The organism is Haloferax sp. ATB1, assembly GCF_000730175.1.
In genome coordinates this window covers 33,054-52,187 of record NZ_JPES01000100.1, presented here as the reverse complement: position 1 = coordinate 52,187, position 19,134 = coordinate 33,054, and the positions used below count along the sequence as shown (strand labels likewise).

At 65.3% G+C, this 19,134-nt stretch carries 15 protein-coding genes and 2 pseudogenes; 5 read left to right on the top strand and 12 right to left on the bottom strand.

Annotation, left to right across the window (positions count from 1 at the left end):
* Positions 1-590: pseudogene (locus tag ATB1_RS16620) on the bottom strand (2,5-dioxovalerate dehydrogenase); the annotation flags it as partial.
* Between the two features lie 180 nt (positions 591-770).
* On the opposite strand from ATB1_RS16620, the gene ATB1_RS16615 reads away from it, so the two are divergent.
* Positions 771-2,009, top strand: coding sequence for a xylonate dehydratase (locus tag ATB1_RS16615; protein WP_007274193.1), 1,239 nt, complete (start codon positions 771-773; stop codon positions 2,007-2,009).
* Between the two features lie 268 nt (positions 2,010-2,277).
* Here ATB1_RS16615 and xacK read toward each other — a convergent pair whose 3' ends face one another.
* From xacK to ATB1_RS16590, 5 genes are read right to left on the bottom strand one after another with little or no spacing between them, the layout of a single operon-like run.
* A complete protein-coding gene (xacK, locus tag ATB1_RS16610; protein ID WP_042663578.1) occupies positions 2,278-3,429 on the bottom strand; it encodes a xylose/arabinose ABC transporter ATP-binding protein XacK in 1,152 nt (383 codons plus the stop codon).
* A 2-nt stretch (positions 3,430-3,431) separates the two neighbouring features.
* The gene (locus ATB1_RS16605; protein WP_042665764.1) at positions 3,432-4,595 is read right to left on the bottom strand and encodes an ABC transporter ATP-binding protein; all 1,164 of its coding nucleotides are present in this window, start codon (positions 4,593-4,595) and stop codon (positions 3,432-3,434) included.
* 3 nt (positions 4,596-4,598) lie between these two features.
* Positions 4,599-5,528: a xylose/arabinose ABC transporter permease XacI gene (gene xacI / locus ATB1_RS16600; RefSeq protein WP_042665763.1), complete on the bottom strand. Its 930-nt coding sequence runs from the start codon at positions 5,526-5,528 to the stop codon at positions 4,599-4,601.
* A gap of 2 nt (positions 5,529-5,530) precedes the next feature.
* Entirely contained in the window at positions 5,531-6,484 is a 954-nt protein-coding gene (gene xacH / locus ATB1_RS16595; protein ID WP_042665761.1) for a xylose/arabinose ABC transporter permease XacH, read from the bottom strand.
* 54 nt (positions 6,485-6,538) lie between these two features.
* Entirely contained in the window at positions 6,539-7,921 is a 1,383-nt protein-coding gene (locus tag ATB1_RS16590; protein WP_226908750.1) for an ABC transporter substrate-binding protein, read from the bottom strand.
* A gap of 323 nt (positions 7,922-8,244) precedes the next feature.
* Here ATB1_RS16590 and ATB1_RS16585 point away from each other — a divergent pair, with 323 nt between their 5' ends.
* Together ATB1_RS16585 and xacC are read left to right on the top strand one after the other, a co-directional pair.
* Positions 8,245-8,985 (top strand): SDR family oxidoreductase, encoded by a 741-nt coding sequence (locus ATB1_RS16585; RefSeq protein ID WP_042665766.1) that lies wholly within the window; start codon positions 8,245-8,247, stop codon positions 8,983-8,985.
* Positions 8,986-9,058: 73 nt separating this feature from the next.
* Positions 9,059-9,919: a pentonolactonase XacC gene (xacC, locus tag ATB1_RS16580; RefSeq protein ID WP_042665759.1), complete on the top strand. Its 861-nt coding sequence runs from the start codon at positions 9,059-9,061 to the stop codon at positions 9,917-9,919.
* Between the two features lie 27 nt (positions 9,920-9,946).
* Here xacC and ATB1_RS16575 read toward each other — a convergent pair whose 3' ends face one another.
* On the bottom strand, positions 9,947-10,924 hold the full coding sequence (locus ATB1_RS16575; protein ID WP_042665756.1) for a D-xylose 1-dehydrogenase: 978 nt from the start codon (positions 10,922-10,924) through the stop codon (positions 9,947-9,949).
* Positions 10,925-10,984: 60 nt separating this feature from the next.
* Here ATB1_RS16575 and ATB1_RS22105 point away from each other — a divergent pair, with 60 nt between their 5' ends.
* On the top strand, positions 10,985-11,179 hold the full coding sequence (locus ATB1_RS22105) for a hypothetical protein (protein ID WP_042662231.1): 195 nt from the start codon (positions 10,985-10,987) through the stop codon (positions 11,177-11,179).
* On the opposite strand, the gene ATB1_RS16565 is transcribed toward ATB1_RS22105, so the two are convergent.
* Together ATB1_RS16565 and ATB1_RS16560 are read right to left on the bottom strand one after the other, a co-directional pair.
* Positions 11,166-12,035, bottom strand: coding sequence for a fumarylacetoacetate hydrolase family protein (locus tag ATB1_RS16565; protein ID WP_042662230.1), 870 nt, complete (start codon positions 12,033-12,035; stop codon positions 11,166-11,168). The genes ATB1_RS22105 and ATB1_RS16565 overlap by 14 nt on opposite strands.
* A 761-nt stretch (positions 12,036-12,796) precedes the next feature.
* A pseudogene (locus ATB1_RS16560) lies at positions 12,797-13,569 on the bottom strand (SDR family NAD(P)-dependent oxidoreductase).
* 99 nt (positions 13,570-13,668) lie between these two features.
* On the opposite strand from ATB1_RS16560, the gene ATB1_RS16555 reads away from it, so the two are divergent.
* On the top strand, positions 13,669-14,709 hold the full coding sequence (locus tag ATB1_RS16555; RefSeq protein WP_042662228.1) for a zinc-binding dehydrogenase: 1,041 nt from the start codon (positions 13,669-13,671) through the stop codon (positions 14,707-14,709).
* A 394-nt stretch (positions 14,710-15,103) separates the two neighbouring features.
* Here ATB1_RS16555 and ATB1_RS16550 read toward each other — a convergent pair whose 3' ends face one another.
* The 3 genes from ATB1_RS16550 to ATB1_RS16540 are packed head-to-tail and all read right to left on the bottom strand — an operon-like array spanning position 15,104 to position 19,127.
* Complete coding sequence (locus ATB1_RS16550) at positions 15,104-17,218, bottom strand: ABC transporter ATP-binding protein (protein WP_042662227.1); 2,115 nt, start codon at positions 17,216-17,218, stop codon at positions 15,104-15,106.
* Positions 17,215-18,135, bottom strand: a complete 921-nt coding sequence (locus tag ATB1_RS16545; protein WP_042665754.1) for an ABC transporter permease — start codon at positions 18,133-18,135, stop codon at positions 17,215-17,217. Before ATB1_RS16545 ends, ATB1_RS16550 begins: the two co-directional genes overlap by 4 nt.
* The gene (locus ATB1_RS16540; RefSeq protein WP_042665752.1) at positions 18,132-19,127 is read right to left on the bottom strand and encodes an ABC transporter permease; all 996 of its coding nucleotides are present in this window, start codon (positions 19,125-19,127) and stop codon (positions 18,132-18,134) included. The genes ATB1_RS16545 and ATB1_RS16540 overlap by 4 nt, the downstream gene beginning before the upstream one ends.
* Positions 19,128-19,134: the final 7 nt, after the last annotated feature.

Genomic DNA, 19,134 nt, shown 5'->3' with positions numbered 1-19,134 from the left:
GGGAGGCCGGCCTCGTCGAGCGCGCGGGCGATTTCGATGACGACGCCGGGCGCGATGGAGGCGGGCTTCAGGACGACGGTGTTGCCGGCGGCGAGCGCCGGGGCGAGCTTCCACGCGGGGATGGCGATGGGGTAGTTCCACGGCGTGATGAGCGCCGCGACGCCCACCGGCTCCTGCCGCGTGTAGAGGTTCGTGTTCGGTCCGCTCGCGCCCTTCCTCGTGCCGCCGAGATCGGCGGCCTTCGTCGAGAAGTAGTGGAAGATGTCGATGGCGCGCTGTACCTCGCCCGCCGCTTCGGGCCGCGCCTTCCCCTCCTCGGCGATGAGAATCTCCGTCAGTTCGTCCTTCCGCTGGGCGAGGAGCGTGCCCGCCTCGCGGAGGATGCGCCCGCGCTCGGGACCGGGCGTGTTTCGCCACTCGTCTTCGGCCGCTACGGCGGCGTCGACGGCCGCTGCAGCGTCGTTCTCGTTCGAGTGCTGGTACGTCGCGACTACCTCGCTCGGGTTCGCGGGGTTCGTCACCTCGGCCGTCTCGCCGGTCTCGGAGGCGACCCACTCACCGTTGACGTAGTTTTTACTGGGTTCCGTCATCGGTCGTGTGTTCTCTCTTCCGACATACAATTCTTGCGAAATTGTCACCATTTGTAAGCCGCGGGCGAGGGTCGGTTCTCGGAGGACAGCGACGGTGAGTGCTCGGAGCGTACACGCGAACTGAGCGACGAACTACCAACCCACACACTTTTGTAGTGGCTTTCGAGATATACGTGCGCAATGGTTGAGCAAGCGAAGCTTAGCGACCCGAACGCGGAGTACACGATGCGCGACCTGTCCGCGGAGACGATGGACATCACGAATCCGCGAGGCGGCGTTCGCGACGCCGAAATCACGGACGTACAGACGACGATGGTCGACGGCAACTATCCGTGGATTCTCGTCCGCGTCTACACAGACGCCGGCGTCGTCGGCACCGGCGAGGCCTACTGGGGCGGCGGCGACACCGCCATCATCGAGCGGATGAAACCCTTCCTCGTCGGCGAGAACCCCCTCGACATCGACCGACTGTACGAACACCTCGTCCAGAAGATGTCCGGCGAGGGCTCTGTCTCGGGCAAGGTCATCTCCGCCATCTCGGGCATCGAAATCGCGCTCCACGACGTCGCCGGGAAGCTCCTCGACGTGCCCGCCTACCAACTCGTCGGCGGGAAGTACCGCGACGAAGTGCGCGTCTACTGCGACCTCCACACGGAAGACGAGGCCAATCCGCAGGCCTGCGCCGAGGAGGGCGTCCGCGTGGTCGAGGAGCTCGGCTACGACGCCATCAAGTTCGACCTCGACGTGCCCTCGGGCCACGAGAAGGACCGCGCGAACCGCCACCTCCGCAACCCCGAAATTGACCACAAGGTCGAAATCGTCGAAGCCGTCACCGAAGCCGTCGGCGACCGCGCGGACGTGGCGTTCGACTGCCACTGGTCCTTTACCGGCGGGAGCGCAAAGCGCCTCGCCGCCGAGCTGGAAGACTACGACGTGTGGTGGCTCGAAGACCCCGTCCCGCCGGAGAACCACGACGTACAGAAGCTCGTGACGCAGTCCACGACGACGCCCATCGCGGTCGGCGAGAACGTCTACCGGAAGTTCGGCCAGCGGACGCTGCTCGAACCGCAGGCGGTGGACATCATCGCGCCCGACCTGCCCCGCGTCGGCGGCATGCGCGAGACGCGGAAGATCGCCGACCTCGCGGACATGTACTACATCCCCGTGGCGATGCACAACGTCTCGTCGCCCATCGGGACGATGGCGTCTGCACAAGTCGCTGCGGCCATCCCGAACTCGCTTGCCCTCGAATACCACTCCTACCAGCTCGGCTGGTGGGAGGACCTCGTCGAGGAGGACGACCTGATTCAGAACGGTCGGATGGAGATTCCCGAGAAGCCCGGTCTCGGGCTGACGCTCGACCTCGACGCCGTCGGAGAACACATGGTCGAAGGGGAGACTCTCTTCGACGAGGAGTAAGCCGACACCGAGGACGAGACTCTCCCACGGCGGCCGCATCAACCTGACATGCAACACCCATAACCCGGACGCACCACCGCGGGCGAGAGAAGTGAGCGTCTCTCGACCCGCGGCGCGCCGTCGCGGCCGCCTTTTCACTCGCTGGAGTTCGATACCGGAGCGACGCGATTCGCGGAGACAGTCGCTACGCCGACGCGGATAGCTCGACGGCTGAGAACGGCGCGCGAACCGCGGACGAGAAACAGAAAGCGCAGAAAGCGGTGACCGGTCAGTCCGAGACGAACGCACCGATGGCGCGGTTCGACGGGAGCTCTCGGTTCTTCAGCGCGTCGCCGGTCTCCCCGTCGAACAGGTGAACCGCGTCTTCGGGGAACGAGACGGTCGTGCGGTCGCCCGCTTCGACTCTCGACTTGCCGGTCGTGGTGGCGGTGAACTGGGTCCCCTCGCCCCCGCCGACGAACCGCAGGTGGACGGTGTTCTCGTTCCCCTGCGGCTCGACGACGACGACCTCGGCGTCGAACGTTCGGTCGCTCGACCGCTGGTCTCCGACCGCGACGTCCTCGGGCCGGATACCGAGTGTGAGGGAGCTCACGTCGCCGAGTTGGTCTCTGGTCGCGCCCGAAAGCGGGTAGTCGAAGCCGTCGCCGCCGAAGGTGTCGCCCTCCAGTGACCCGTCGAAGAAGTTCATCGACGGTTCGCCGATGAAGCCCGCGACGAACAGGTTGTTCGGGCGGTGGTAGCAGTCCAGCGGCGTGCCGACCTGCTGGAGTTCGCCGTCGTCGAGGACGGCGACGCGGTCGCCCATCGTCATCGCCTCGGTCTGGTCGTGGGTGACGTAGACGGTCGTGACGCCGAGTTCCCCCTGCAGGCGCTGGAGTTCGGTCCGCATCTCCGCCCGGAGTTTGGCGTCCAAGTTGGACAGCGGCTCGTCCATCAGGAACACTTCCGGGTCACGGACGATGGCCCGCCCCAGCGCGACCCGCTGTTGCTGGCCGCCCGAAAGCTGTCCGGGCTTGCGGTCGAGCAGGTCCGAGATGCCGAGCATATCGGTCGTCTCTTCGACCCGCTGACGTATCTCGTCGTCAGGGAGGTCGGTCGACTCTTCGAGACCGAACGACATGTTCCCGCGGACGCTCTTGTGCGGGTACAGCGCGTACGACTGGAACACCATCGCGATGTCCCGGTCCTGCGCGGACACGTCGTTGAGGACGCGCTCTTCGAGTCTGAGTTCGCCCTCGGTGACGGTTTCGAGGCCCGCCATCATCCGGAGCGTCGTCGACTTCCCGCACCCCGAGGGACCGACGAGCACGAGGAACTCCCCGTCGTCGATGTCGAGCGAGAGGTCTTCGACGGCGACGATGTCGCCGCCGCCGTCGTCGGTGTACACCTTCGTCACGTCGTCGAGTGTTAATCGTGCCATGGCTACTGTTCGAGTTGCGTGCGGTCGTCTTCCTGGTCGTAGCGGCGGTTGTGCACCGCGGTTCCGGTCTCCGCGTCGAACACGTGAATCTTGTCCGGCGGAATCGTCACCGTGACGCGGTCGCCCCGCGTGACGAGGTGCATCCCCTCCGTGACCGCCTGCAGGGCGTCGTCGGCGGAGGGTTGGTCCGGGTGCGAGAGGTGGAGGACGTTCTGGTCGCCGTGGGGTTCCACGACGGTCACGTCCATCCGGAGTTCGTGGTCGCCGAGCGCGGTGTCGTCGGCGGTGTCGTCGGTCGTCGCGTCAACGACCGCGATGTCTTCGGGGCGAATCCCCAAGACGAGGTCCTCGCGGGCGCCGACGGACTCCATCACGTCTTCGTCGAGCGGGTACGAGAAGTGCTCGCCGACGAACGTCGTCTCCGAGCGCGTCCCACGGACGAGGTTTATCATCGGCTCGCCGATGAACTCCGCGACGAACAGGTTGTTCGGGCGGTGGTAGCACTCGAAGGGAGAGGCCACCTGTTGGAGTTCGCCGTCGTCCATGACGGCGATGCGGTCGGCCATCGTCATCGCCTCGGTCTGGTTGTGGGTGACGTAGACGGTCGTGACCGCGAGTTGGTCCTGTAGGTTCTGGAGTTCGGTGCGCATCTCCGCGCGCAGTTTGGCGTCCAAGTTGGACAGCGGCTCGTCCATCAGGAACACCTCCGGGTCACGCACGATGGCGCGACCGAGGGCGACACGCTGTTGCTGGCCGCCGGAGAGTTCGTCGGGTTTCCGGTCGAGCAGGTCCGAGATGCCGAGCGTCTCGGCGACCTCGACGACGCGCTCGTCGCGCTCCGCGGACGTGTACCCTTCCTCTTCTTCCAGCCCGAACCGGATGTTCTGCCGGACGGTCATGTGCGGGTACAGCGCGTAGTCCTGGAACACCATCGCGATGTCGCGGTTCTGCGGGACGCGGTAGTTCATGTGGTCCCCGCCGATGTAGATGTCGCCGCTGGTCGGGGTCTCCAAGCCGGCGAGCATCCGGAGCGTCGTCGACTTCCCGCACCCCGAGGGACCGACGAGCACGAGGAACTCCTCGTCGTCGATGTCGAGCGAGAGGTCGTCGACGGCGACGGTGTCGCCGAAGCGCTTCGTCAGGTCGGTGAGTTGAATCTCTCCCATAGGTTAGGCCTCCGTCCGAAGTCCCTTGGCGAACTGTTCGGCGAACGCGACGTACAGGATGAGCGTCGGAACCGCCGCGAGGAACGCCGCGGACATCCTGATACCGAAGTCGATGCCGGAGGTCGACGCCCCGATTGCGGGCAGCACCAGCGTGACCGGTGCCGCGGGCGCGTCGGACCCGGTGACCAGCGTGAACGCGAAGAGGAACTCGTTGTAAATCTGCGTGAACTGGTAGATGAACACGACGCCGAACATCGGCTTCGAGATGGGCAGGATGACGCGCCGGTAAATCTTCGTGATGCTCGCGCCGTCGATCTTCCCGGCCTCGACGAGCGAGTTCGGGAGGCTCTGGTAGTACGACCGGAACAGTATCGTACAGATGGGAATCCCGTAAGCGATGTGGGTGATGACGAGCGGCACGAGGTCGGCGTGGTACCCCTGGAAGAAGGGTATCGACGCCACCATCGGCTCTATCATCCGTGCGAGCGGGAAGATGTTGTTCCAGAAGCGCGCGAGCGGGACCAACACGGCCTGATACGGGACGAAGACGCCGATGACGAACAGCATCAGCATGCCCATCTGCGCCCGCCAGTTGACCATCGTCAGGCCGTAGGCGGCCATACTCCCGAACAGGACGCTCCCGATGGTCGCCGGAATCGACATGATGAGCGAGTTGAAGAACGACCCCGAGAGCTGTTCGAGGGCGAACTGGACGTTCCCGAGGGTGAAGCCCTCGCCGACGGGCGGCGCGAAGGGAAGCGAGCGAGCGACCGACTCGTTCGTCTTGATGGCGGTCATGATTCCCGTCTCCAGCGGGACGAGGAAGAATCCGAGGAAGAACACGACGAGCGCGTACTGAGCGACGCGCCGCAGGTTCACGTCCTCGACGAGCGATGCGACGTCGAAGCTGCCTGTGGATGACGGCTGTGACATGGTCAGAGGCTCCCCTGTTTGTACTGGTAGTAGAGGTACGGTCCGATGACGCCGAGCGCCATGATGAGAAGCATGGTCGCGATGGCGGCCGAGTAGGCCCACTCACCGAACTTGAACGCCCGGCGGACCATGAGCGTCGCCAGGATGTCCGTCCCGTTCGGCGGGCGGTACCGGCCGACGAGCGCGTACAGGAAGGTAAACGCCTTCAGCGCGAACACCATCAGCACGACGGCCGCGCTGACGGACGCCTCCTTGAGTTGCGGGACGATGATGCGGAGGTAGGTCCGAATCATGCTCGCGCCGTCGACGCGGGCCGCCTCGAACTGGTCGTCGGGAATCGACTGGAGTCCCGCGAGGTAGACGACCATCGTGTACCCGCTGAACTGCCAGATGAGGGCGAATATCACCGCCCCGAGCGCTATCGACGGATTCCCGAGCCAGTCCACCGGGTTGAACCCGAGAGTCGTCACGACGAGGTTGAGGATGCCGCTTTCGACGTTGAACATCCAGAGCCACAGTTGCGCGGTGACGACGAACGAGAGGCTCATCGGGAGGAGATAGACCGTCTGAAACTTCTCGGAGAACCTGATGCCGTGGTCCAAGAGGACCGCGAGGAACAGCCCGAGCACCAGACAGACGGTCGTAAAGCCCACGAGGAGGACTAAGTTGTTCTGCGCGGCGGCCCTGAACGCCTCGCTCGACAGCGCCTGTGCGTACATATCCAAGTCGAGCGTGGAGTAATCGGGCGTCCCGAGGCCCTCGTAATCCGTAAACGAGATTGCGAAGTTGTAGCCGATGCCACCGTAGACGGCGATGCTCATGAGGACGAACGGGATTCCCCAGTACGGCGAGGAGCGAACGAAGTCGCTGTTGAGGAAATACCGGAGCTTCGACTCCCACCCGACCGCCTCGTCGGTCGCGTCGGCGACGTGCTCCGTGTTATCGTGTGTTGCCATCGATGTACCTATATGTTATTTGTTGATGATGGGGCTGTGATTTCGACCGAGGCGTTACTCGGAGACCGCTTCGACGAGCGCGTCGGCGGTGGCTTCGACCTTGAACGGCCCCATGAAGTTATCGCCGAAGGCGGTCTTACACGCGCCCATCGTTTTGGGCGTGACGGCGAGACCGTGGGCGATGGTCGGCGGGTACGCCTCCGAGTCGGTGAGGTCCTCGTACGTCATCGCGAGGAAGTCGGTCAGTTCGCTCGGGTCGATGTCGGTGCGAAGCGGGACCGACCCCTTGGGGTTGTTGAAGGCGATTTGGGCCTTCTTCGTGCCGACGAACTTCTGCCACGCGATGGTCTCCTCGCGGCTCGGGTTGTTGCTCGGCGCGACGATGGAGTCGACGTGGTAGAAGTAGATACCTTCCGTCCCCGGGAACGGTATCCAGTCCCACTGCTCTTTGTAGTTGAAGCTGTCGTCGGCGCGGAACATTCCGTACACCCAGTTCCCCTGATGGATGGTCGCCGCGTTCCCCGAGATGACCTTCTGCCCCGCCGTCGTGAAGCTGATGGACGAGGCGTCGGCGGTGATGTAGTTCTCGTTGATGGTCTTCAGCGCTTCGAGCGCCTCGACGACGGCCGCCCTGTCGGGGTTGCCCTCGATGAAGTTCGTGTACGCCTCGACGCCGCTCTGGCTCGTCAGAATCTGCGCCCAGAGTTGGAGGTTCGTCCACGGCGCGACCATCGCCTGCGCCATCGGCGTCACGTCCGTGTTCTGGTCGATGGCTTCGAGCGCGTCGAGGAGCGCGTCGACGCTGTCGAGGCTCGACGCGTCGATGCCGGCCTCCTCGAACACGGCGGTGTTGTAAAACAGGTTGTTCATCCGGTGGGAGCCGATCGGGACCGCCGGCATCTTGTCGTTGAACTTACACAGTTCGACCGCGCGGGACTGCATGGTGTCTTTGAATCCTTCGGCGTCCCACACGTCGGCTTCGAGGTCCATCAGCGCGCCCGAGTACCGTTCGAGGTTCTTCCCCGGCCAGTTGGCGAACGAACTCATCGGGTTGTTGTTCGCCAGTCGTCGGAGAATCGTCGCGTTGAGGTTCACGTTCGCGCTCGCGCCGACCGCTTGGAAGTTCGTATCCATCTCTGGATACTCCTCCTCGAACGCCTCGATGAGCGCGGTGACCGCCGCCTCGCCGTCGCCGCCGGCCCAACCGTGGAGCACTTCGAGTTGCGAGTCCCACGTGCCGCCCGAACTGCTCCCGCCGGTCTCGGTGTCGGAGGTACCGTCAGAACCGCTTCCACTTTCGCTTCCGCTTTCGGTTCCATCCGTCTCGGAGCCGCCACCGCCGGTACATCCAGCGATGCCGGTTGCGACACCCGCGGACAGGACAGTGAGATACTTTCGACGGTTCACACTTTTATCGCTACTGTCGTTCTCAGCCATGTTATACCCATGTTAGCTACCCGCATATATAGGTTGTGAATGAATGATGGTTATGTAACAGCTCCACAGGGTCGAGCGAACGTCTTTCGCAAGAATTGCGGGCGGAACTGCGTCGGTCGAGCGTGGGAGCGCGGTCGAGAACCGAGCGAAGCCCGCGCGGGAACTGTCGTCGGCCGCGACACCCCCTCGCAGGCGGGCTCCGGCTCGCGTCGCGGTCCGCAGACGGCGTTCGACGAGTCTCGGCGTTCGGCGCGACGTTGTCGCGGGGAAACACGTATGCGGCAGGGAGCTAATCACGGCGTATGGTCGACCGACCAACCGCCATGGACGATCCGCTCGACGGACGCACAGCACTCGTCACGGGTGCGAGTTCGGGAATCGGCGCGGCGACCGCGCGCGTGCTCGCCGAGGACGGCGCGGACGTGTGTCTCGCCGCCCGCCGAGCCGAACGGCTGGAATCGCTCGCAGAGGAGATTCGCGAGACGACGGACGCCGCCGTGAGCGTCGTGCCGACGGACGTGACCGACTCCGACGCGGTCCGGGCGCTCGTCGACGCGACCGTCGAGCGCTTCGGCTCGCTCGACATCGTCGTCTGCAACGCCGGCCTCGGCATCGACAAGTCGGTCGCCGAACTCACCGACGAGGAGTACCGCCTGATGACCGGCGTCAACGTCGACGGGATGTTCTACACGGCGAGAGAGGCGATTCCGCACCTCGTGGAGTCCGAGGGGAACCTCGTCTTCCTCGGGAGCATGTCCGGGAACCACCCCCGACCCCACAACCCGGTGTACGCCGCGACGAAGTGGTGGGTCCGCGGGTTCGCGTCGAGCCTGCAGGGGTCCATCGGCGAGGAGAACGTCGGCGTGACCTGCGTCAACCCGACCGAGGTCCGGACCGAGTTCGGCTCCGAGAGCGGCGAGACGCTCGAAGAGTCGTTCGAGGAGGGGTCGGTGACGGAGGCGATAGAGGTCGCCGACGCCATCGCCTACGCGGTCCGCCAGCGGTCGCCGAACACGGTGCTGTCGCTCGACCTCTACCGGCGCGACAAGCTCTCGCACTTCTGAACGGGGGCGGGCGCGACGGCACCCCCAACAATCGAGGGAAGCGTATTTTGCGGTCGGTTCCGAACGAACGCCTATGACCGTCACGCGAGTGGTCGACACGTCGTGCCGACTCGGCGAGGGGCCGGTCTGGCACCCCGAAGAGAAGCGACTGTACTGGGTGGATATCGAAGGTGGCCGGTTGCACCGCTACGACCCCGAGACCGGGGCGCACGACTGTCCGGTCGAGGCGTCGGTCATCGCCGGAGTGACGTTACAGCGCGACGGGTCGCTCCTGGCGTTCATGGACCGCGGCCGCGTCGGGCGCGTCGTCGGTGGCGAACTCACAGGGGCGACGGAAATCGTCGACTCACCGACCCGGTTCAACGACGTCATCGCCGACCCCGCGGGACGAGTGTTCTGCGGGACGATGCCCTCGGAGTCCGCGGGCGGGCGGCTGTTCCGACTCGACACCGATGGAACGGTGACGACGGTCGAAACCGGCGTCGGCATCCCGAACGGGATGGGCTTTACCCGCGACCGCGAGCGGTTCTACTTCACGGAGACCGAGGCCCACACTATCTATCGGTACGCCTACGACGAGGAGACGGGGGCCGTCGCGGACCGCGAGCGGTTCGTCGAGTCGCCGGAGACGCCGGGACTCCCTGATGGGATGACGGTCGATTCGGCGGGCAACATCTGGTCGGCCCGCTGGGAAGGAAGCTGTGTGGTCAGGTACGACACCGACGGAACCGAACTCGACCGGTTCGACGTGCCGACGGAGAAAGTGACGAGCGTCGCCTTCGGCGGGGCCGACCTCGATTCGCTCTACGTGACGACCGCCGGCGGCGACCCGGACGGCGGAGCAGACGAGGACGAGGACGCGGGTGCGCTGTTCCGCCTCGACGTGGCGGCGACCGGACGGCCCGAGTTCCGCTCTGACGTTCGGCTGGACTGAGCCGAAGCGGACAGCGACCGCGGGCGGTCAGTTCAGGTCGACCGCGGCCCCGGTCTCGGCGCTCTCGTAAATCGCGTCGATGGTCCGCATGACCGCAACGGACTCCTCGCGGTCGATTCGCGGCGTCTCGCCGGTCTCGACGGCGCGGGCGAACGCCTCGACCTCGCGGCGGTAGCTGTCGGTCGGGTCGAACGTCTCCGTGACGACGCGGCCGTCGGTGGCGTAGGTGAGTTCGGCCGAGGCCGTCGGGTCGACGTTGAACGCGGTCTTCGCCTCCAGCCAGCCGTCGGTGGTCTGGACGCGGTAGTACTGGGTCTCGGGCGTGTCGAACGACGACTCGACGCGGGCGGTCGCGCCGTCGTCGTACTCCAAGACGCCCGACATCCGCGTGTCGACGCCGCAGTCGCGCGTGTCGGTCGTGGTCGCGTACACCCGGTCGGGCGTCCCGAGGAAGAGCCGCGCCGCGCTGACGGCGTAACAGCCCACGTCCATGACGCTCCCGCCGGCGAGGTCGGGGTCGATGCGGATGTTCTCGGCCCCGTCGGGGAGCCGGAACGAGAAGTTCGACGTGACCGAGACGACCTCGCCGAGCTCGGAGGCGACGAGTTCCGCGGCCCGCTCGGTCCGCGGGTGGAACCGGTACATGAACCCCTCCATCAGCGTGACGCCCGCGTCCTCGCAGTAGTCGAAGACGGCGGCCGTCTCGTCGGCGCTGGCGGTCAGCGGCTTCTCGCAGAGGACGTGCAGGCCGCGGTCGGCGGCCGCGCGAACCCAGTCGGCGTGGAGGCTGTTGGGGAGCGGAATGTAGACCGCGTCGAGTGAGTCGTCGGCCAGAAGCGCCTCGTAACTCCCGTACGCGGTGGGGATACCGAGTTCGTCGGCGACCGCGCTCGCCCGCGCCTCGTCGCGAGACGCGATGGCGGCCGCCGCGTGTTCGCTGGCCTGAACCGCCGGGATGACCGATTTGACGCCGATGCCCGCCGTGCCGACGATGCCGAATTTCATGGGAGGAATTCAGGCGACTCCGGTGATAAAACTGCTGGAGAAACCCCGTCGAATCGGTCTATGCGCCGTCGCACCGTGGTTCGCCTTCGAGCTAACGACGACCGCGGTCTCTCAGAGCTCGGACGCCTCGTCGCGGGTCCACCACCCGAGGCCGGTCACGGCGACCCCGTCGGTGCCAGCCACGTCGTCGTCCCGCCAGTCCCGGCGCGTGAACTCCTCGACGAGGTCGACGGCCGTGGACTCATACGGTGGTGACGGAGTTCGAGAGCGTGCCGATGCCCTCGACGGTGATGTCGACGCGGTCGCCCGCCTGCAGGTCGAACGGGTGCTCCGGGACGAGCGACGTGCCCGTGAGGATGACCGCCAGTTCGGGGACCGTGTTGTGGCGCGTGAAGTACGACACGAGTTCCTCACAGCTCCGGACCATCTCGCTCGTGTTCGTGGCGTCGTCGTAGACGACCTCGCCGTCGCGTTCGATGGTCATGCTCATCTCCAACTCGTGGGGGTCGTCGACGTCGTCCGGCGTGACCACGCACGGACCGATAGAGCAACAGCGGTCGTAGACCTTGGCCTGCGGCAGATACAGCGGGTTTTCGCCCTCGATGGAACGACTGCTCACGTCGTTGCCGACGGTGTAGCCGACGATTTCGCCGCGGCGGAGGACGATTCCGAGTTCGGGTTCGGGAACGTCCCACTCTGAGTCGTCCCTGACGCCGATGGCGTCGCCCGGTTCGACCGTTCGCGACGGTGTCGCTTTGAAGAAGATCTCCGGCCGGTCGGCGTCGTACACGTCGAAGTACATGTCCGGCATCGAACTCTCCTCCTCGCGCGCCTGTTCGCTGATTTGGTAGGTGACGCCCGCGGCCCAAACCTCCTCCGCGTCGACCGGGACGGTCGCGTGTCGGTCGACGAACGCGTCGTCGACCACGTCCGCGTCCTCGGTCAGTTCGGCCGCGAGTCGGTCGATGGAAGTCCGGGCGATACTCGCCACCCGAGCCAAGTCTCCGAACGTCCGAAGGTCCGGGTCGGCGCTCGTGAGGTCGTACGTCGTGGAGTCACGACTCACCGTGAGGTGTCGCTCTCCCGACACCGCTAGCTGGTGGTAGTGCATTCAGTAACCCCATTACCAGCGATTGTTAAAAAAGTACGTCCCGACGCGAGCGGGGTGCGAGGGGTGAGACACAGAAACACGAAACGGCGGCGGGTTCGGTCTCGAACCCCTGACGAGCGCGGGTAGTGGTCGTCCTCGTCTCGCTCGACCGCCGGCAGGCCGGGGCATCGTGGTCGACGCGCACTCGGGACCACCGTGCTGAAGGCCGACACAAATGTTCCCATAGACAGAACAGAGTGTGATGCAGGGAGCTGTCGACCGAACAACTCGGAGATGGGCGTATCAGACCGCCACAGAGAACTGGGGAAGGGACTGCCGAAAACGGGTCTCGAACAGGGGGCAGTTCGGCCGCTTTGAACCGTCTGCGTCGATATTCGGGGGCTTTCGAGTCGAGAGACAGTGATAACTGAATATTGTCTATTACAGAACAGAATCTCGACGTATTCGAACAAGAAATCGCGCGACTGGTGCATTCTACGGTCGGAGAGGACCGCATGAATTACACGAGTACGCTTGTAATCCAGAACGGCTGACGACGGGAAACGGACGCGATATTACCGAGTCATCGCGGCGACGAACGGGCACGGACGAGGCAGTGTGTAATTCGACGGTGTCGTTCCCTATTACAGAATTATCGTCCTGCGGTGACCGGAATCAAACGGAGACGGCCCGCCGGGGAGCGGGGAGAGGCCGGAGACTACCCGAAGGCGGCGCGCGCGGTCACGAGCGACGAATCCGCGACGCAAAAGGAGAACAGCCGGTCAGAACGCGCTGTCCGCGAAGCCGCCGTCGACGGTGACGACTTCGCCCGTCACGAACGAAGACGCGTCGCTCGCGAGGAAGACCGCCGCACCGACGATTTCCTCTCGCTCCGCGACCCGGCCGAGCGGCGTTCGCTCGTCGATTCGCTCGCGCTTTTCGGTCCCCTCGGCGTAGGTGTCGGCGTTCTGCGGCGTGATGACGAACCCGGGCGCGATGGCGTTGACGCGTATCTCGGGCGCGAGTTCCTTCGCGGACGCGCGGGTGAACGCCTCGACGCCGCCCTTCGCCGCCGAGTAGGCGGGGAGGTTCGCCATCGAGAGCCGCGCGGCCAGAGAGGAGATGTTGATTATCGACCGCCGTCGGCGACGGCGGGAGCCATCGCCTGCGTCACGCGGCGGACGCCCCCGAGCGCGATGTCGGTGACGTGGTCCCACGCGTCGTCGTCGATGTCGCGGACCGACTCGCGCGAAATCGCCCCCTGTGAGGCGACGACCACGTCGATGCCCCCGAACTCCTCGACGGCGCGCTCGCGGACGCGTTCGAGCGAGGCCGGGTCGGTCACGTCGCACGTCTCTCGAACCGCGTTCGCCCCCAAGTCCTCGATCGCGTCGGCCGTCTCGTCGACCGCCGACTCGCGTCGGCTGGTTGCGAGGACGTCCGCGCCCTCGCTGGCGAATCCGAGGGCGATTGCCTGTCCGATACCGCTCGTTCCGCCGACGACGACGACGCGCTTGTCACTGACGGAGACTGGCGTGTGCTCGTATGCGACCATGGGTTCCAGTCCGCACGGTGCCGACATGATAGTTGCGGAACGCGCGACTGGAGTGCCGCATGCAATACGTTTTTACCGACCCGTGCCACATGTGCTCTCATGCGAGGACTTGCCAAAGTGGAGCGTAGCTCCGGCGCTATGGAGTTCGTCGAGCGACAGAAACCGGAGCCGGGGACGGGAGAAGTGCTCGTAGAGGTCGACTACGCCGGCCTCTGCGGGAGTGACGCGGGTATCTACGAGTTCGAATCCGCCTTCGAGCGGATGGAGCTCCCGACCGTCATCGGCCACGAGTACGCCGGGCGCGTGGTCGAAGTCGGCGACGGCGTGACTGAGTTCGGTGTCGGCGACCGCGTGGTCGAACGGCCGATTCGGGGCTGCGGCGAGTGTTACCAGTGTCGCATCGGCGAGGAGAACGTCTGCCAGGACGCGGTCATCACCGGCGTCGACCACGACGGCGCGTACGAGCGCTTCATCGCCGTCCCGGAACGCGCCCTGCACCCGATTCCCGACGACGTGGAACAGCGACACGCCGCGGTCGCGGAGCCGACGAGCATCGCCGCGCGCGCCGTCATCGAGAACTCGCGGGTCGGCGCGGGCGACCGCGTACTGGTCGAGGGACCGGGGCCAATCGGCCTCCTCACGGCCCAAATCGCGGCCGCGCAGGGCGGGACCGTCGTCGTCTCCGGCGTGGGACAGGACGCCGAGTATCGGCTCCCGCTCGCCGAGGAACTCGGGTTCGAGACGGTCAACGTCGCCGACGACGACACCGAGGCGCGACGCGAGCGCCACACCGGCGGCGTCGGCTACGACGTGGTGTTCGACACGACCGGCCACCCCTCGGGGCTCACGACGGCCGTCGAGGAGGTCCGCAAGGGCGGTCAAATCGTCCTCGTCGGGCAGACCGGCGAGACCACGATGCCCTACTCCCCGCTCGTCCGGGCCGAAATCGACCTCCAGTGTTCGTACGCCTCCATGTACGAGGACTTCGAGCGCTCTTTCCGCCTGATTCGCGACGGCGACGTGGACTGCGAGACGTTCGTCGACACCCGGTTTTCGCTGCTCGAAGCCGACGAGGCCTTCGAGACGTTCATCGAGGGCGGGACGTGCAAGCCGGTGTTCGACGTCTCGGAGTTGGCGTAAGCGAGCCCTCGAACGGCCGCAACCCAAACCGAGATAGAAAACCAAAATAACTACAATACTATATACGAGGGAGATCAGGGAAAAGCCCCAATTAAACACAAATAGCTCGGTGTTTTTGCTTTTTAAACTGATTCCTACCGGCCATAGTCGGATATTTCTGATGGAATATCAACTATACCCAATAGTGATGCATTTTCATTCAGTTGTGGTCGCTTTAAACAGCCAAAACAAATTAATTTAGCCGATATATTGGAGACTTTCCAATCTCGTTTTTGATAGGATTTTTTATTTTCCACAATACTACTGCAGCGGTCCAGACCTCGAATCCGAATCGAGACGCGGCGCTACCGGGAGGTCGCCAAAGAGACGACGGGAGCGGAATCGAAGGAGGGCGTCAGTCGCTCGCCGAGTCGCCACTAGCCGGCGACGAGAACTCGGGGTCCCCGTATGTGCCGGAGCGGTCGTCGGCGGGGTCGTCCGCGGCGGGGGTCTCCCCGTCCGGGAAGTAGCACGCGGCGCGGTGGTCGCCGCTTCGGACGGTGTCGAGCCCGGGTTCGCTCTCCCGGCACTCGTCTTCGGCCTTCGGGCACCGCGGGGCGAAGACGCACCCCGGCGGGAGGTCGACCGGGTTCGGAGGCTCGCCGTCGAGCAGGACGCGGTCGCGGTCGACCGTCGGGTCCTTCTCGGGGGCGGCCGCGAGGAGCGAGGTGGTGTACGGGTGTTTCGGCTCGGCCGCGACGGACTCGACGTCGCCCTCCTCGATGACCCGCCCGAGGTACATAATCGCGAGCCGGTCCGACACCTGCACCAGACTGGCGAGGTCGTGAGAGATGTAGACGATACCGATGTCCTCCGTGTCCGCGAGTTCTCGAAGGAGGTTCAGCAGGTTCACCTTCAGCGACACGTCGAGCATCGACGCCGGTTCGTCGCAGATGAGGAAGTCGGGGTCGAGGACGAGCGCTTTGGCCACCGCGACGCGCTGGCGTTGACCCCCAGAGAGCTGGTGGGGGTACTGGTCGAGGAACTTCCGCGCGGGCGTGAGCCCGACTTTCTCCAGCGTCTCGACGACGGCCCGTTCGCGCTCGTCGGTCCGGTAGTCGTGGATGGTGAGCGGTTCGCCGACCAACTGCCGAACCGTCTGTCTCGGGTTGAGCGAGTCGAAGGGGTCCTGGAAGATTATCTGCACCTTCCGGCGGAACTCGCGCATGTTCCCGTCGGCGTAGTGCTCGTAGGACTCGCCGTCGAAGACGAACTCGCCGCCGGTCGGCTGTTTGAGAAGCGCGATGGTCTCGCCGAGCGTCGACTTCCCACAGCCGGACTCGCCGGCGACGCCGAGGATTTCTGACCGCCGGACCCGCAGGGAGACGCCGTCGACGGCGCGGACGTAGTTCGGGTCGTTGCCCCTGAGTTTCTCCAAGAGCGGCTGGCTCTGCTCGTAGTACTTCTCAAGGCCGTCGGTTTCGAGGAGCACTTCGCCGCGGTCCGATTCGTCGTGACTGTCGGGGATGCCCCACGTCTCCGGGTCGGTGGCGTCGCGCCGCATCTGGGCGGCTTTGGTGACGTGGTGGCACGCCGAGCGGTGGTTGCGGTTCGGCAGGTCGACGAGGTCCGGATGGGACGCCTCGCATTCCTCGGTCGCGAACGGACACCTGTCCTTGAAGACGCACGCGCTGGGTGACTCGCTCAGGTTCGGCGGCGACCCCGGAATCGAGACGGGGTCCTGGTCGCCCTCCTCAATCTCGGGGAAGGAGTTCTTCAGCCCCATCGTGTACGGATTCGTGGGGTTGACGAGGACGTTGTCGACGCTCCCCTGCTCCATCGCCTTCCCGCCGTAGAGGATGGACAGCTCGTCGCACGTCTCGGCGATGACGCCGATTTCGTGGGTGATGAGAAGCAGCGAACTGTCCATCCGGTCCTGTATCTCCAGAATCTTGTCGATAATCTTGTCTTGGACGATGACGTCGAGACCCGTGGTCGGTTCGTCGGCGATGATGAGGTCCGGTTCGAGCGCGAGCGCCATGGCGATAGTCACGCGCTGGCGCATCCCGCCGGAGAACTCGTGGGGATAGTCGTCGATGCGGTCGGGGTCGAGCCCGACGATTTCGAACAGTTCTCTGACCCGCGAACGCGCCTTGTCGTCGGTGACGTTCCGATGGGTCTGAATCGCCTGTCGAATCTGCGCGCCGGTGGACATCACCGGGTCGAGCGAGTCCATCGCGCTCTGGGGGATGTAGGCGATGTCCTCCCAGAGCACGTCGCGGCGCTCGCGCTCGCTGAGGCCGGTCAGGTCGCGGCCCTGGAATTCGATGCTGCCGGATTCGACGGAGCCGTTGCTCGGGAGGAGGCCGAGAACCGCCTCGGCCAGCGTCGATTTCCCCGAGCCGGACTCGCCGGCGAGGCCGTAGTTGACGCCCTCGTCGATGCTGAACGACACGTCGTTGACGGCGTGGACGGTTCCGCTGTCGGTCGAGTACGTGACCGTGAGGTCCGTGATGTCGAGGAGGCTCATTGTTCGGTCTGAATTTCCGGGTTGATAACTTCTTCGTAGGCGCGGCCGATGAGGAACACCGAGGTGGTGATGGCCGCGATGCCCAGCGCGGGCGGGAGCACCCACCACCAGGCGACGCGCATGTTGCCCGATTCGAACACCTGTCGGAGCATCCGGCCCCAACTCGTGACGGTCGGGTCGCCGAAGCCGAGGAACGCCAGGCTGGCCTGCGCGGCGATGGCCCACGCGATGCCGTAGGCCGTGTAGAGAAATCCGATGGGAAGCACGTTCGGCGCGACGTGGTAGAGCATCGTCCGCAGGTCGCTCGCGCCGCTGGCGCGCGCCGACTTCACGAAGGTCCGCTCCCTGACGGAGAGCACCTCGGAGCGGACGACGCGCGCGGGCATCTTCCAGAGGAACGCGACGATGATACCCGTCATGAGCCAGACGCTCGGCGTCACGAACGTCAGGAGCAACAGCGCCATCGGCGTGAACGGCAGAGAGAACGTGAGGTCCGTGAGGCGCATGAGAACCTCGTCGACCCAGCCGCCGTAGTAGCCGCTGACGAGCCCCACGAGGAAGCCGAGCACGCCGGTTCCGATGCCGCCGAACAGTCCGACGATAAACGTCGGCTGCGCGCCGGCGAGGAACTGGCTCAGGACGTCTTTCCCGTAGGCAGTCGTCCCGAAGGGGGCCGCGCCGGTCGGTTCCGACAGCCGCAGCATCGACCCGGCGTCGTCGCGGACGGTGTGCTCGATGGGGTCGTGCGGAGCGAGCGCGGGGCCGAGGAGGCCGAGGAAGACGAACGCCGCGACGATGACGACGCCGGCGAACGCGAGGCGGTCGCGCCGCAGGAACGTGAACTGGTCGCGGAGCGTCTCCGCGATCTCCTCGACGCGCTTTTTCAGTTCGGCTTCGGGCTTCGTCTCGGTGCTCACGCGACACCACCCCCGCTGGTCGAGACGGTCGGGTCGAAGTAGGCGTACAGCACGTCGGCCACGAGGTTCGCCACGATGACCGCGAGCGCCATGATGAACACGGCCGCCTGCACCAGCGGGTAGTCCTGCTGTTGGATGGCGAGCACGAGTTCGCGGCCGATGCCGGGCCAGCCGAAGACGACTTCGAGCAGGATGAGTCCCTGGAATATCATCCCGAGACGCAGCGCGAAGTAGGTCAGAATCGGCAGCATGGAGTTCCGGCCCGCCCGCGCGAGCTGCTGCATCTCAGAGAGCCCCTTGGCGCGGTGGAGCTTGAGGAACTCGGAGCCCCGCTTTTCGACGACGCCGTTGCGCGCCAAAAGCAGGAAATCGCCGCTGTAATACAGCACGGACACGGTAAACGGCAGGATGTAGTGGTGCAGGAAGTCGAGCGACGCGAACCGCTCGACGTAGCCCTCCGGCGAGGCGCTGATAGAGCGCATCCCGAAGGCGGGCACCAGTTCGAGGTTGTACGCGAACACGATGACGAAGAGGATGCCCGTGATGAACACCGGCGTCGACCGGAGGAACGTCGTGGCGACGATGCTGAGCTTCTCCAGTTTGCTCCCGCGGTTCCAGCCGACGTACATCCCGAGCAGGGAACTCAGGACCGCCGTCGTCACTAACGCGGGGACGAGCAGGATGAGCGTGTTGACGAGCCGCGGGGCCAACACCTCCCAGACGGGCTGGCTCCGGAGGATGGAGTAGCCGAACTGGAACAGCAGGATGCTCTGCAGGTAGCTGAGGTACTGCCGCCACATCGGCTGGTCGAGGCCGTACATCGCCCGAATCTCGGTGATCTGCTGCTGGCTCAGATTGCCCGCGGTGACGAGCGACTCGAACGGGCTGCCGGGGAGCAGGCGCAGGACGAAGAAGATGACCGAGACGGCCACGAGGGTGAGCCCGATAGAGATGGCGAGCCGCTTTGCGAGGAAGCGCTGGAACTCGCTCATGGTCGGC

Coding starts and splice junctions, on each gene's coding strand:
- ATB1_RS16615 (WP_007274193.1), top strand. CDS start 771: ATGGTTGAGCAAGCGAAGCTTAGCGACCCGAACGCGGAGTACACGATG.
- xacK (WP_042663578.1), bottom strand. CDS start 3,429: ATGGCACGATTAACACTCGACGACGTGACGAAGGTGTACACCGACGAC.
- ATB1_RS16605 (WP_042665764.1), bottom strand. CDS start 4,595: ATGGGAGAGATTCAACTCACCGACCTGACGAAGCGCTTCGGCGACACC.
- xacI (WP_042665763.1), bottom strand. CDS start 5,528: ATGTCACAGCCGTCATCCACAGGCAGCTTCGACGTCGCATCGCTCGTC.
- xacH (WP_042665761.1), bottom strand. CDS start 6,484: ATGGCAACACACGATAACACGGAGCACGTCGCCGACGCGACCGACGAG.
- ATB1_RS16590 (WP_226908750.1), bottom strand. CDS start 7,921: ATGGCTGAGAACGACAGTAGCGATAAAAGTGTGAACCGTCGAAAGTAT.
- ATB1_RS16585 (WP_042665766.1), top strand. CDS start 8,245: ATGGACGATCCGCTCGACGGACGCACAGCACTCGTCACGGGTGCGAGT.
- xacC (WP_042665759.1), top strand. CDS start 9,059: ATGACCGTCACGCGAGTGGTCGACACGTCGTGCCGACTCGGCGAGGGG.
- ATB1_RS16575 (WP_042665756.1), bottom strand. CDS start 10,924: ATGAAATTCGGCATCGTCGGCACGGCGGGCATCGGCGTCAAATCGGTC.
- ATB1_RS22105 (WP_042662231.1), top strand. CDS start 10,985: ATGCGCCGTCGCACCGTGGTTCGCCTTCGAGCTAACGACGACCGCGGT.
- ATB1_RS16565 (WP_042662230.1), bottom strand. CDS start 12,035: ATGCACTACCACCAGCTAGCGGTGTCGGGAGAGCGACACCTCACGGTG.
- ATB1_RS16555 (WP_042662228.1), top strand. CDS start 13,669: ATGCGAGGACTTGCCAAAGTGGAGCGTAGCTCCGGCGCTATGGAGTTC.
- ATB1_RS16550 (WP_042662227.1), bottom strand. CDS start 17,218: ATGAGCCTCCTCGACATCACGGACCTCACGGTCACGTACTCGACCGAC.
- ATB1_RS16540 (WP_042665752.1), bottom strand. CDS start 19,127: ATGAGCGAGTTCCAGCGCTTCCTCGCAAAGCGGCTCGCCATCTCTATC.